Source organism: Alteromonas sp. 14N.309.X.WAT.G.H12 (assembly GCF_036697315.1).
Taxonomy (GTDB): Bacteria; Pseudomonadota; Gammaproteobacteria; order Enterobacterales; family Alteromonadaceae; genus Alteromonas.
Genome location: NZ_JBAHZB010000003.1, coordinates 1 through 13495, shown reverse-complemented (window position 1 = coordinate 13495; position 13495 = coordinate 1). Strand labels below are relative to the sequence as shown.

The 13495-nt window shown below is 43.0% G+C and carries 11 protein-coding genes; 4 read left to right on the top strand and 7 right to left on the bottom strand.

Annotation, left to right across the window (positions count from 1 at the left end; all coding sequences use genetic code 11):
* Positions 1–79: 79 nt before the first annotated feature.
* The 3 genes from V5298_RS02565 to V5298_RS02555 are packed head-to-tail and all read right to left on the bottom strand — an operon-like array spanning position 80 to position 4049.
* Positions 80–457: a diacylglycerol kinase gene (locus tag V5298_RS02565; protein ID WP_332929901.1), complete on the bottom strand. Its 378-nt coding sequence runs from the start codon at positions 455–457 to the stop codon at positions 80–82.
* A gap of 20 nt (positions 458–477) precedes the next feature.
* A complete protein-coding gene (locus tag V5298_RS02560; RefSeq protein WP_332929900.1) occupies positions 478–2100 on the bottom strand; it encodes a phosphoethanolamine--lipid A transferase in 1623 nt (540 codons plus the stop codon).
* Positions 2101–2102: 2 nt separating this feature from the next.
* Positions 2103–4049 (bottom strand): LTA synthase family protein, encoded by a 1947-nt coding sequence (locus tag V5298_RS02555; RefSeq protein ID WP_332929899.1) that lies wholly within the window; start codon positions 4047–4049, stop codon positions 2103–2105.
* 161 nt (positions 4050–4210) lie between these two features.
* Here V5298_RS02555 and V5298_RS02550 point away from each other — a divergent pair, with 161 nt between their 5' ends.
* Positions 4211–4882, top strand: a complete 672-nt coding sequence (locus V5298_RS02550; protein ID WP_332929898.1) for a response regulator transcription factor — start codon at positions 4211–4213, stop codon at positions 4880–4882.
* Positions 4879–6297 carry a sensor histidine kinase gene (locus V5298_RS02545; RefSeq protein WP_332929897.1) on the top strand — a complete coding sequence of 473 codons (1419 nt, stop codon included), beginning with the start codon at positions 4879–4881 and terminating at the stop codon, positions 6295–6297. The genes V5298_RS02550 and V5298_RS02545 overlap by 4 nt, the downstream gene beginning before the upstream one ends.
* A gap of 138 nt (positions 6298–6435) precedes the next feature.
* On the opposite strand, the gene V5298_RS02540 is transcribed toward V5298_RS02545, so the two are convergent.
* The 3 genes from V5298_RS02540 to V5298_RS02530 form a co-directional block, all read right to left on the bottom strand.
* The gene (locus V5298_RS02540) at positions 6436–6840 is read right to left on the bottom strand and encodes a hypothetical protein (protein ID WP_332929896.1); all 405 of its coding nucleotides are present in this window, start codon (positions 6838–6840) and stop codon (positions 6436–6438) included.
* A gap of 265 nt (positions 6841–7105) precedes the next feature.
* Positions 7106–7810, bottom strand: coding sequence for a hypothetical protein (locus tag V5298_RS02535; protein ID WP_332929895.1), 705 nt, complete (start codon positions 7808–7810; stop codon positions 7106–7108).
* A 240-nt stretch (positions 7811–8050) separates the two neighbouring features.
* Positions 8051–8833, bottom strand: a complete 783-nt coding sequence (locus V5298_RS02530) for an AsmA family protein (RefSeq protein WP_332929894.1) — start codon at positions 8831–8833, stop codon at positions 8051–8053.
* Between the two features lie 203 nt (positions 8834–9036).
* On the opposite strand from V5298_RS02530, the gene V5298_RS02525 reads away from it, so the two are divergent.
* Together V5298_RS02525 and V5298_RS02520 are read left to right on the top strand one after the other, a co-directional pair.
* Positions 9037–10932: a M1 family metallopeptidase gene (locus V5298_RS02525; protein WP_332929893.1), complete on the top strand. Its 1896-nt coding sequence runs from the start codon at positions 9037–9039 to the stop codon at positions 10930–10932.
* Between the two features lie 145 nt (positions 10933–11077).
* A complete protein-coding gene (locus tag V5298_RS02520) occupies positions 11078–11689 on the top strand; it encodes a Yip1 family protein (protein WP_332929892.1) in 612 nt (203 codons plus the stop codon).
* Positions 11690–11982: 293 nt separating this feature from the next.
* On the opposite strand, the gene V5298_RS02515 is transcribed toward V5298_RS02520, so the two are convergent.
* Positions 11983–12996 (bottom strand): LacI family DNA-binding transcriptional regulator, encoded by a 1014-nt coding sequence (locus tag V5298_RS02515; protein ID WP_332929891.1) that lies wholly within the window; start codon positions 12994–12996, stop codon positions 11983–11985.
* Positions 12997–13495 lie beyond the last annotated feature (499 nt).

Sequence of the window (13495 nt, the reverse complement as noted above, 5' to 3'; positions counted from 1 at the left end):
ACAGTGATTTACCCTAAGCCATACAGATGTCAGTAAGATGTAAGTAAGTGTATGTAGGGTATACAATCCTCTTGCAGCTTTATAAGTTATTCAGCAACACCGTTAGCCAGACGATTACACAAAGTAAAATTGCCACGAACACGGCGGCGGAACCCAAATCTTTCGCCAACCCGGATAATGGATGAAGATCTAAGCTTATCCGGTCTATAACAGCTTCAATGGCAGTATTAATAATCTCAGCAAACAGAATAAACACAACTGACGAAACCAGCAGTAGTTTTTCATAGATGCCAATATTCCAAACACCAACCACGAACAAAGAAAGTACCAATAATACAACTTCTTGTTTAAATGCGACCTCATTAGTAGCTAGCCAATAAAAAGCTCGACCTGAGTTTTTACAGGCGAGAAAAAGACGTTTAATACCCCTAGCTTTATTAACGCTATCAAATTGCATAGTTAAATCTCTTATCACTGTTAATGGAATGAACAAGAATTGAAAATATCCGTGGTGGGCTGATACTCCGAGCTCATTACGTGAGTAAGACCTAAGAGCGTGTCAAAAATATTGTCGTGGGAAAACGCCTTTATCTGCTGGTGTCGAACACAACGGTTAAACCAAGGTTTATCTAACTTATTGCTCCAAAACAACATAGGGACGTGGGTTTGCTCCTCCGGCGCCAACGCATAGGGGAAACCGTGCAAATAAAGTCCTTTCTCGCCTAGAGATTCGCCATGATCCGAGACATAAAGAAGGGACTTTTCTGATATGTCGCTGCTTTTTAGTAGCGATACTAACTCGCTTAACACCCAGTCCGTGTAAGCAATCGTATTATCATAGGTATTGATAAGTGCTTGATTACTGCAGTTTTGAATATCACTGCGGGGGCAATCCGGAATAAAGCGCTTTTTGTCTATAGGGTAACGACGAAAATAGGTTGGACCGTGAGAACCTATCATATGCAAAATAACCAACTGATGTTTTGCCTGGCTACTTGCAATGGTACGTGCCAATTCTTTCACTAGTATTTCATCGTAACAATAGTGTCCGTCACATAGTGGGTTATCTTGGCTAGGATCTATGGTCACAGCCTTAACCCGGGCGCACACCCCTTTACAACTGCTGTTGTTATCTATCCATGTGACCTCAACACCGCTACGTTGGATGATATCAAGCACATTGTCCTGGCTTTGGGCCAAACGAGCATCATAATCCTTTCTCCCCAAACGAGAAAACATACAAGGCACCGAAATCGCCGTTGCAGTGCCGCATGAAGAGACATCTTTAAAGTAGATCATGCCTAATCTAGAGGTAAAGTCATTGGTGTCTCGGGAATATCCTTGTAATGAAAAATTGGCCGCCCGGGCTGTCTCGCCTACCACCATGACGGTCAATGATGAGGCGTCACTATCAATAAGAGCGGGGGTTTTATCGAGTACTGTAAAGGCTAACGGGGGACAAAAATAGTTGTCGCGCAAATACTTATATCCTGCACCGAAAAAAGCGAAAGGAATGATATAGCTAATAAGTTGCCGATTATTTCGTCCCACAGCAGCATAATCTTTATAAAAGGGTACAGAAATAACGATACAGCATAAAAACACCCAAAAATTCAGCAACATAAAACTTTTTAGGCGGCTACGAAAACGCCCCACCACTTCAACTTTAAAAAAGAAGTAGGCAGGAATCACACCTATTAAAATGAAAAAAACAACAACATAAATATTTAAATAGGATAAAGATTCTCCAGAATTCGTTTCGAGAATATTTTGCAACATAGGCTTGTCATAAATAACGCCATAATTAAACGTTGAATAAAACAAAATAGAAGAAACAAGTACACTTACGATAATTACGGGTTTCACAAAGGTTATTAATGAAGCCCAGCTTAATAACAGTACAAACAGGCAAAAAAGCAGGCATGGAACACTTATAACAAAAAACCAATTAACCTGACTTGGGAGGGTTGCTGCGATAAAGGATTTTGATAAAAAGATCCCATTAAATGCAATAACCAAGTACAAGGCAGACAAACAGACGAATTGGCTGTATTTTAACGTCCAAGGTTTACTAAATAGTCGACTTAAATAGAATTTCATGCTTATTCCTTATCGCTATTTTCATTTGGTAAGCGATACCATTGGTTGGAATAAGCAAGGTTGCTAAATAGCACATGCGCTAAAGCTTTTTTTACTAGCCCTTTTGTATCTAGTGCTAGTTGAATCTTATTTTTCTTATCATAAGACCAATAGCTAACCTTTCGGTCAGGCATTAGTATTGTTGCATGGTCATTTTCAATATAGGCGAAGTTATCGTAGTACTGCATCATCGCTCGTTCAACGGGATAGTGTTTAGTCAGGTCAAAACCGAGCATTGGCGTGGCTTGTTCAATGCCTAAAAGAGACAATAGCGTAACGGGTAAGTCCATTTGACTAACGAGACGGGTGTCACGTTTAGCCCCCATATCACTGTTTAGTATGATCGCAGGAATATGAAACGACTTTATAGGCACTGGCTCTGATCCATAAACCCGCACATCATGATCCGCGACCACCAAAAATACGGTGTTGTTCCAATACGCCTTCGTTTTCGCCTTAGTCATAAATTGACCGAGTGCGTAATCGGCATATTTAATCGCGAGATCCCGTTTTTCATTGTCTGTTCTGTGTCCTTTTGGCAAAGACACTTTTCCTTTTGGTATTTCGAAGGGATCGTGATTACTAGAAGTGAAAATTAGGCTAAAAAATGGCTGTTGAACATCGTTTAATTTGCTTAACTCTATATCTGCTTGATGGAATAAATCTTCATCGCTGACTCCCCATGAGGAAGTAAACTGCGGATTTTCTATGTCATTTGAATCAACAATATCGGTAAACCCATTGCCTAAAAAAAAGCTTTTCATATTGTCAAAATGACTTTCACCGCCATAGATAAACTGTGTTGCATACCCCCTTCTACGCAGCACATCAGCGATTGAAAAGAATTTATGTTGAGACTTGGATAATTTAACCACAGAGCGGGACGGAGACGGAGGAAAGCCAGTAATCACGGCCTCGATTCCGCGCACAGAGCGCGTACCTGTCGCATAGAGATTGTCAAATCCCCAGCCTTGTTGATAGAGCTTATCAAGTTCAGGGGTAATTCCGGTGCCACCTAATTCTCCCACAAACCTAGCACCTAAACTTTCCTCAAGTATGATCACCAAATTTTTATTAGTTTTATTGGAAAATGGTTTATTTAGCGCCAAAGTTGGAATGTCGGTGGTTAAGAACGTTTTTCGGTAAGATGCTTGTTGCACGGTATTGATAATTTCATTGGCAGGTAAAGAGCCATACAAGCGCCGAGCGTTTTTCTCATTCCCCATATTTTTTAATGCAAATGCAACACTATATGAAGAATTAAGTATCAATGAATTGACTAACGCATCTTGCGAAAAATAAACGAGTGCAGGATTAATAGGACGATGACTCAATGTGCCCCTAGCAGCAAAAAGACACAGCAATAAACCACCGATCAAGTAACCAATATCCACCGATACTCTAATGCTGGAATGGGAGCTTACAAAGCTATATCGAAGGTATCGATAGCAAAAAAAACTATTTGTAATCCCCACTGTTAGCGTAATTAGCATTACTAGAAAATGACCATGAAGTAGCATAGAAAGCACTTCATCTGGGTAATCGAGATATTCTATAAACAGCCTGTTAGGTCTTACGTCGTATTGCGTAATGAATGCGGGAGTGGCTAACTCAAAAATTAAGACAAAAGTGGTTATCAAGGTGCCATACAATGAAAATACATATTGGAAAAGCAGCGTTTTTCGATAGCAAAGCAAATTCATCATTAACAGGAAAATAGGCACCGACATCAGGTAACCTAAACTGCTTAAATCAACTCTAAAACCGCCAATTAGTACCCCTAACCAATCATCACTCTCCAAGCGCGTGTGTAGCCATATCATTAGCCCAATACGAGAAACAAAAAATATTGTCATCATTAAAAGCATTAAGCGAAAGGCGGGTTTTAAAACAGAACGTCTTACTGTCATAGTGGTACTCAGACACAAAAAGTGCCGCAATACTAAGCAGCGAAACTTAAGAAATGCTGATAAAAAACTGAATGTTAGGGAATTACACCGTGCTTAAGTCAATCTTAAGCTTTAGGTGGTAGCCTATTGTTTGATAGATATCTTAATTAAACGAGTTGTACATGAAGCTATTGATTATCGAAGATTCTGTTTCGCTACGACGTAGCCTCAGAGTGGGATTGAAAAACCTTGGTTTTGCTGTAGATGACACAGGAGATGGCGCTCAAGGGTTAACTATGGTGATGACAGGAGAATACGAATTAATCATACTTGATATTATGTTGCCTAGCGTGGATGGTATTACCTTAGTTCAAGCATTAAGAGCAAAGCGCCTTGATACGAAAGTACTTATTTTATCCGCCAAAAATGAACCCGAAGATAGGATCAACGGTATTTTGACCGGTGCTGATGATTATCTCACCAAACCCTTTTCCTTTGATGAGTTGCATGCCCGATTACTAAACCTAATGCGCCGGGGCGAATTGAAAACCACGAGCGATGTCATTTGTGTGAAGAATCTAGCATTAAACTTGCAACTAAAATTATTAAAAGTCGGTAATAAAATTATCGATTTAACCCCTAATGAATATAGAATAGTTGAATGTTTATTTAGCAATCAAAACAAGGTATTTAGCCCCGAGCAATTAAGTAATTACATTGCAGGACAGTATGATTTAGTGTCAAAGAATGCAATTGAAGCTCATCTATCTTCCGCACGAAAAAAAGTAAGAGTTGCCGGTGGTGAATTACCCATTAAAACTAAACGTGGTTTTGGGTATATGGTACAAGGGTGACAATACGGTCGATTCGCAATAAGTTAGTTGTCACGCTTTCCCTATCTATTGCAGGGTTAGTCTTGTGCATTTTGTTAGCGATAGACATCGCCGTTGACAGTTGGATAGATGACGAATTCGACCGCAGTATGCAAGCAAAAGCAAACATGTTGATGACGCTAATCCGAGAGGATAGCGAAGGGCTTTTTTTCGATTTTTCAAGTCAATATATGAGTGAATTCAATAGTCAGATCGAACCCGAGTATTTTCAGATATGGAACAATGAAAATATTGTTGCTCGGTCAAAAAGCCTCGATTTGTTTCCGCAAAAAAACCTCCCCTTTAAAAACTTAGATATGGGTACGTCGAAAATACTGGAAAACCCATTGCCTGATGGCCGAGACGGCCGAATTATATACATTAAATTTATACCAGAGGTGAGCCCAAACCAGCAGCTAGATACCAACAAAGTGCACAAGAAAGGAAGGGGGAAGGGACTCACACTAGCCTATGCGGCCTCATCAGAAGAAGTTAACTTTATACTTTGGCTGATAGACGTCATTTTTATTATCACGACTATCACCGTGATCATATTCATTCGTTTATTTGTCAGAAAGGCCATTGATACCGCTCTGGCCCCTTTAAGCAAGTTAAATGCAGATATTGGTCAACTTCGTATTGTGGACAAAAATGCCCGTATTAGCATTGATGAACCTATAAAGGAATTATCTCCCATCGTAGACAGCTTAAATTTGTTTATAGAAGAAAATCGCCAACTCTACCTACGAGAGAAACGCTTAACCTCTGATATTGCACATGAAATCAAGACACCTATTGCTGAACTGATTAATCTAGCTGAAGTATCGATACGTTTTCCCGCCGAAAAAGAGCTTGCCGTAAGCTTTAAACCCGAGGTTTTGCAGATCAGTTTACGGTTACAAAAAATTGTCGAAAACCTATTACTTCTACACAAGTACAACGATGGACAACTCGCTAAAAAAGATGCTTGCGATCTAAACCAAGTTATTATGAGAATACTAGAACACAGTGATGTATCGGCCTTACAGTTTCATTTAGCAAAGGAACTACCGGCGATTGTGAGTAACCTGTTTGCCCTCGAATCGATTATTAGTAATCTGGTGAACAACGCAAAACAATACAGCCCTCGTGATTCAAAGGTTATTGTTGCCACATATAATATAGAACAATCCCTTGTTTTCTCTGTCAGTAACCCGCTTTACAATCCATTAGACAGTAGTGACATTCATCAACTCTTCGATCCCTTTTGGCAAAAAGACACCGCCCGCTCCTCCCACAATAATTTTGGTCTTGGCTTATCTATCGCAAAGACACTCAGTTCGGCCATTAACGCAAAACTAGAAGTTGCAGTGAAAGATAACGCTATTACTTTCAAGCTAGTATTGCCGATTAAGTAAATTTCACTCAGTATGAGGACGGGATATATACAGTGATGTATTGGGAAATGCAGTAGCGGGAGAAACTAAAACGGCTCATGACACCCAATTAAGATGCATTATGAGCCGTTAGAGCTGATTGACGGTTACGATTTAAACTTAGTTGTTTTTTTCGCACTCACTCACATCACCACCCATTTTCTCTTTCATTTTGACGCAAGCTTCGTACGCTTTGTCCCCTGCGGCATCTTTTAGCTCTTCGGATTTTTCCGCGCCATCATCCATCATCTCAGACGCTTTATCTTTGCTACTTTCATACGCATCAGATGCCATTTCTTTACCCTCTTCATAGGCGTCAGATGCAGTATCTTTAGCTTCATCCCATGTGTCAGATGCCATCTCTTTGGCGCTTTCCATAGAATCAGCGGTGGCCTCACCAGTCTCTTCCATGTCAGACATCATCTCTTCTTTGACATCTTGTTTTGTTTCTTTATCTGAGTCTGTACAGGCTGTTACACCTAATGTAGATAACAATAATGCTAGCGCGATTGTTTTAGTTTTCATTTTGAAGTTCCTTTTGCCTTATATCGTGAAATGTAAATATAAAAAGCTCTTTAAAACGCCGTATTCATTTATCAGAGTTTTCTCATGATGGAATAACGCCGTTTTAATTGATACTTATCCCATTGCAGTCTAGCTTAAAATACCCATTAAGCTAGCTTTATAATTGAAAACCCGCAACCAAGGAAAAACCGTATCACCCACTAGGGCCATCGACTTCGCCGCAGTCTACGGGGCTTTCACGAACTAAAAAGCAAAGAAGATGCCATTAAATGCGCGTTCCAATCAAAAACGCACAACCTTCCGGTAAAGAACCATTTAGCAGTTGCAGCTTAAGATAATCGATTTCACTTACCTTATCTGCTCCCCTAAACTGCTCAATTTCAAAGTAAAAATCTGCATAGGGAGAATCTCGGGATTGTAATTCCACAAAGGGATATTGTCGGTACTTCCAGGTTCCATGCACGGACTCCTTGGTTGCGCCATGATTGGGTGTCGCAAATTGCAGACTAAACGTACCATCTTTCGCTAGGGTAAGGGATTGGGCAACATCACAGTTATCGGCAAGGTAGTCGTGAACGAGATCTTGAACAAAGAAGGGAGCTTGGGAGCCTAGATGTGCCGGCAGAAGAAAAAGTGCCATCGAGTTTTTGGTATACCAGTTATTACCTTGTGTTAACCCTTGAGTACGCTGAATAGGGAACCCCGCAGAGGCCGATAAATCTGCGGCTGCGTCAATGGTATCAGGATCCCGCAACAGCAAAGAATACAGCAAGGTGTTGGTTGTGACACTGGTGGGAAAATCAAATTCGTTTAGCTCAACCTGATACTTACCTGATTGTTCGAAGGTACGTGTCACGTCTTCTCGTTGTTGATTATCTAAATACTTAGCGTAAACAAACACCGTAGGCTGACTGCTACAGCCAAAGAATAAAACTGAAAAACAGATAAGGCCGTATTTAAGTGACGTCATCGTTATTTTTAACCTGATTGTAAGAAATGCGATAAAGACTACGAATGACCGCGTATGGCTTTACAATGGCAAACTGCCAAGGGAGCCCACCGTTATATTTGACAAACGCCTCCCTAAATTCTTTGGAAATAATGAGAGATTCCATGAGGTTATCGCAGTCTCATAGTGGGAGATTTGACTATTGCAAAAAAAAGCCTTGTTGCGATACAACAAGGCTTTGTAAGCATGGCAAAACCGATATTAATTAAACAGGCCTTTTAACTTATCTTTACCTTTTTCCATCAGCTTTTCTTTTTCTTCGTCGATTTTCTCTTGTACTTTTTCTTTGGCTTTTTCTGCCAGCACTTTTTTCGCTTCAGCTTTGGCTTGGGCAATGACATTATCTAACATTTTACTGACCACAGCCGCGCCCACCTGATCGGCGGGTAAACCATCGGGCTGACCAATAGAGCCCGCGCTAAACGTGGGTAAGGTAACATCGTAAACTTTTTTATCTAGCTCAATATCGCCAGTATCAAGCTTCTCAAAATTCAGTGTTAATTTGGCATTACTGACCGTAATTTCATCAACGATGAGTTTGGGGTTGGCGCCTTCTGATTCGCTAGGTGTGCTTTCACTTTCCCCTGTGGGCAGGTTTTCCATCAGGTTGTTTTTCAGTACTAATAGGTTACCCTGACCGCTAGCATCCACTTCATATAAGATTTCCGGGCCGTCTACGGTGATTTCCTGAATGCGGTAGGGCTCTTGGGTGGCACCGGCGATGTCCAGCGTGACAGCGTCTAAACTCAAGGCATCTTCATCGCTAAAGCCGTCCGGGTTTTCCACATCGATATCGGTGATGGTGAGTTTCCCCTCACTGAAAGACAGATCCACCGCACTTACAGACACTGGCGTTGCCAGGTATTTGGTGCCTTGGGTTTCAATTTGCGTGCGAATAAAATCGTTCGCATTGCTTGCCAGATACATCACGCCTCCGGCGATGATCACAACGATTAACAGCAAAATGACCAGAACTTTCTTCATTATTCCCTTCCCTTCATAATTTTATCTTGGCTGATACCTTAAATGTAATACGGCGCACATTCCAATAGCGATTAGTCGGTGAAGCACTTCGATTCATGGCGTTTGCCTTTTCGATTTTGTCACTGGCTGCTATTGTCATTGTTACGCTGAACAAGCATCAGGCTTGTTAGCTTTCAGACTAATTTGAAGAGTAAAGGAAAGCAATGAATAAACTCTCATGGGTGCTCATAAGTGCACCACTTTTATTCGCCTGTTCCGATCTGGCGAATAAAACCCAGCCCCCGACAGAAAAGATGCCCGCCGACGCCACCCATACATCCGCAATGGTATCTGGCACGGACTATCATTCATTCTCTAATCCCGATGAAGTGCGGGTAACGCACCTTGATTTATCCTTAACCGCCGATTTCAATTTACATGAACTCATTGGTTCGGCAACGTTGGATTTTAAACGGATAAAAGACGATGCCGATACGCTCATCGTTGATACCCGCGACCTTGCCATCAAGCAGGTTACAGTAAATGGCGAACCCGTGGAATACAGCCTTTCTGAGCCCGATGAAAACCTTGGCAGCGCCTTGTCTATTTCGCTACCCAAGCAGGCAAGCCAGGTCACCATCGACTATGCCACCTCGCCTAACGCTTCCGGCGTACAATGGTTAACGCCGGCCCAAACTCAGGGTAAAAAGCATCCGTTTTTGTTTACTCAGGCCCAAGCCATTCACGCCAGAAGCTTTATTCCCCTGCAGGATTCTCCACAGGTACGCATTACCTATGATGCGCATATACGCACGCCGAAAGCGTTACGGGCCGTGATGAGTGCCGCCAACGATCCGGATACTCCAATGGATGGTGATTACACCTTTACCATGCCTCAGCCCATCCCGTCTTATCTGATTGCCCTTGCCATTGGGCACCTTGATTTTAAGGCCATGGGCAAGCGCACCGGTGTGTACGCAGAGCCAGAGATCTTAGATGCTGCCGCCGCGGAATTTGAAGACACCGAAAGCATGCTGGAGGTCACAGAGAATACCTACGGTCCGTATCGCTGGGATCGTTATGACCTGCTTATCCTTCCGCCATCGTTTCCCTTTGGTGGAATGGAAAACCCACGGTTGTCCTTCATTACTCCCACCGTTATCGCCGGTGATAAAAGCCTCGTATCCCTCATTGCCCACGAGCTGGCCCACAGTTGGTCAGGCAATACCGTGACCAATGCCACATGGCGTGACTTGTGGCTAAATGAAGGCTTCACTACCTATTTAACCTATCGCATTATGGAAATGGTCTATGGTGAACACCGCTTTAGTATGGAAGCCGTGCTGGGCTATCAAAGCTTACAGGCCGATTTAAATACCCTGCCCCCGAAAGACCAAATTTTGGCCATCGATCTGCGCGGTCGTAACCCTGATGATGTGTTCTCTGATATTCCCTATGAAAAAGGCGCGCTGTTTTTACGAGAGCTGGAACAAAAAGTGGGTCGGGCGAATTTTGATGCCTTCCTGATGGCCTACTTTGACCATTTTGCCTTCCAAAGTATTACCACTGACACCTTCGTTGATTACCTCAACGATACCCTGCTTAAACAATACCCCGATAAATTAAGCAAAGCCCGTATTCACCAATGGATCTTTGAGCCAGGCCTTCCGGAAGGTGCTCCCGTGCCGGTATCCGATGCCTTTGACAAAATTGATACGGCGCGACAAGCTTGGTTAGATGGTGACATTAGTGCAGCGCAAATCAATAGCGCCCAATGGACTACCCACGAATGGCTGTATTTCCTAAACAACATGCCAAAACAGTTATCTGAGCCTCAACTTAACGAACTGGATACGGTATTTCATCTAACACAAAGTACGAACAATGAAATTGCCCATAGCTGGCTGTTAATTGCGGTCAACAACGAATACAAACCTGCTTACGATAGATTGTACGATTACTTGGTGCATATCGGCAGGAACAAGTTGGTAAAACCTCTTTATCAAGCACTGGCCCAAACCCCAGAAGGTAAGGCCTTTGCCAAGAAAGCTTTTGAAGAGGCAAAACCAGGCTATCACCCCCTCACCATTCGTGTGAATGAAGGGTTTGTAGAGGATTAGTTCTCCTCTCGCCGGTACAAAAGGCCAGCCTCATGCTGGCCTTTTTTATGGCTCCTACCCAACACGTCGTTAATTTTTGTGGATTAATGTGAATAATATGTTAATAATAAAGATGTACATTATTTCGCCAGCAGGAGTGTTGAGTATGAGTAATCACATTTGGGGTTTAATCCACCATCCCGATAAAGAATGGCGCGACATCAATAAAGAACACGAAACTGTCAGCCATTTATACACACACCATGTATTATGGTATGCCTTAATTCCCGTTGTGTGTGCGTTTATTGGTACCACCCGGTTCGGTTGGACATTCGGTGGCGAAGACGCATTCCAAGTTTCAGTTGCCACCGGTATTGGACTGGGCGTGATATTTTATTTGCTTATTCTTTGCGCCGTGGCAGCGGTGGGTAGCATCATTCACTGGATGGCAAGAAAATACCCCCAGCGGCCATCTCGCGCTGAATGTATTGTATTTGCCGGATATACAGCCACCCCCTTGTTACTCAGCGGCGTGGTAGCCTTGTACCCCATTTTCTGGTTGTGTGTTTTCGCCGGCGTTATGGGACTATGCTATACCGCCTACCTACTCTATGCTGGCACCCCTACCTTTTTAGGCATTAGCCGTAAAGAAGGGTTTATTTTGTCCACATCAACTTTATGTCTTGGGGTATTAGTACTTGAAGCCTTAATGATAGCCGTGGTGGTGTTATGGAGCATGGGCTCTGAGCACAGTATTATATGGCACTTTTTTAAGTAACCCGGCGACTTGTTGCGTCGTTACCTCAGCAAAATTTGACACTATGTTCAGTACTAGCACCCGGTGCACGTCATCGGGTGTTTTCATGCTAACGCCATTGTCGTTTTCAGCGATAAAACACTCCCCTTACCCCAGCCTACCGTAAGTTTTTTAAGCAGTTTTGTGCGTTATCGCCCTGACATCCTCATTCCGATGTTTTCACCGGTTTTCAGCCAGCACGTACCATCATGCTCTGTCACCACCCCAAAATGTAATCGATTACAGCTTGCTATTTAAGATCATAAGAGGTCACGTCATAGGGAGGAAGGTGCGGGGCCGGAACTTTGCCGTTCCAGTAATTGAAAAGGCATGATTTCCCGCGACCGATGCAATGGCTCACGGCGAATTTGTCGAATTAGCACCTCTACTGCCCGCTTCCCCATTTCATATGCTGGTTGATCCACCGTCGTTAGCGGTGGATCAAGGTAGGCTGAAACCCGCACGTTATCAAACCCGGTCACAGAAATATCGGTGGGGATACGCAACCCTTGCTTTTTCAGTTCAAACACAGCCCCAATGGCAATATCATCGTTTAAACAAAGTAGCGCCGTTGGCGGTTGATCATAGGCGAGTAACTGCTGAACGCCTTCAATACCGGTTTCAATAGAATAGTGGTCTCCTACCACGTACTCATCACTAAGGGGGATACCTTCTTCTGCCAATACACTGCGTATACCTGCCAACCGGTCAGTATAGATTTGGCTGGCACGTTGCCCGGCAATCACACCAAATTGAGTGTGACCATAAGCAACGAGGTGATGAGCTAGGGCTCTACCCGCCGCATAATTATCTAATTCAACATAAGGATATTTGCGACTGCCTTCAATGCGCTCACACACACTTACCATAGGTACATTTTGCGCTAATGCCGTATCTTGTTCGGAAAAGGGGAAAGTATGATCTAGTTGAATTAAGCCATCGGCCCGATTCGATAACACCATACCTGCGTATTCATGCTCCCGTTCCGCTTTGCCCTGAGTATCGCCCAGCAGCACCGAATATCCTTGCTCTTGGGCCGCTTGTTCTATGCCTTCAATAATGCGCATAAAGAACGGGTTAACAAGGTTAGGCACCAGCACCACCAAAGAATTGGATTTCCCTGTTTTAACACTGGTCGCCATCCAGTTTGGTCTATAGCCCGCGGCCTTAACCGCTTTCATCACCTTTTCCCGGGTATGTTCGGTCACTAGATCAGGGTTTTTTAAGGTTCTTGATACTGTGGCTGTGGATACCCCTGCCAGTTCACTTACCTTTTTTATGTTTGTCATGAGCCTTTCGTTTCCATAACCATGCTCGCCCCTTTATGGGCACAGTGCTTAATGATCACACTATGTTAGCACGATGGCAAGTACCTATGTAATCGATATCATTAGATGCGGAGACGCCGTTCGTTTCCTTATTATTCACCTATACAAGGGCAGGATAGTATTTTTTTGTTATCTCTCTGGCGCAGCAAATTGTAATCGATTACACTCGTAACACGTCGGGTATAAACTCACCGGTAAGATGAGGGGGAAGTGCATGGTTAAAATATATATTTCCATGTAAAACAGAGGCTTAAGAAAACCCTCCAGCAATATCTGCGTCCTGTTACGCAACGTCCTAATGACCAGAGTAAAACGGGTCTTCACAAAGAGTAATCAACCATGACACGTATTTTAATCCTTATTCTTAGCGCCTTTACGCTTCATGATGCAATGGCAGGTAACAGCGATTATGTGGACCCCTTCATTGGCACATCTAACTTTGGAGCCACTCACCCCGGTG

What these genes read in the sequence shown, in the direction of transcription:
- V5298_RS02565 (WP_332929901.1), bottom strand. Translation starts at nt 457, where the DNA reads ATGCAATTTGATAGCGTTAATAAAGCTAGGGGTATTAAACGTCTTTTT.
- V5298_RS02560 (WP_332929900.1), bottom strand. Translation starts at nt 2,100, where the DNA reads ATGAAATTCTATTTAAGTCGACTATTTAGTAAACCTTGGACGTTAAAA.
- V5298_RS02555 (WP_332929899.1), bottom strand. Translation starts at nt 4,049, where the DNA reads ATGACAGTAAGACGTTCTGTTTTAAAACCCGCCTTTCGCTTAATGCTT.
- V5298_RS02550 (WP_332929898.1), top strand. Translation starts at nt 4,211, where the DNA reads ATGAAGCTATTGATTATCGAAGATTCTGTTTCGCTACGACGTAGCCTC.
- V5298_RS02540 (WP_332929896.1), bottom strand. Translation starts at nt 6,840, where the DNA reads ATGAAAACTAAAACAATCGCGCTAGCATTATTGTTATCTACATTAGGT.
- V5298_RS02535 (WP_332929895.1), bottom strand. Translation starts at nt 7,810, where the DNA reads ATGACGTCACTTAAATACGGCCTTATCTGTTTTTCAGTTTTATTCTTT.
- V5298_RS02530 (WP_332929894.1), bottom strand. Translation starts at nt 8,833, where the DNA reads ATGAAGAAAGTTCTGGTCATTTTGCTGTTAATCGTTGTGATCATCGCC.
- V5298_RS02525 (WP_332929893.1), top strand. Translation starts at nt 9,037, where the DNA reads ATGAATAAACTCTCATGGGTGCTCATAAGTGCACCACTTTTATTCGCC.
- V5298_RS02520 (WP_332929892.1), top strand. Translation starts at nt 11,078, where the DNA reads ATGAGTAATCACATTTGGGGTTTAATCCACCATCCCGATAAAGAATGG.
- V5298_RS02515 (WP_332929891.1), bottom strand. Translation starts at nt 12,996, where the DNA reads ATGACAAACATAAAAAAGGTAAGTGAACTGGCAGGGGTATCCACAGCC.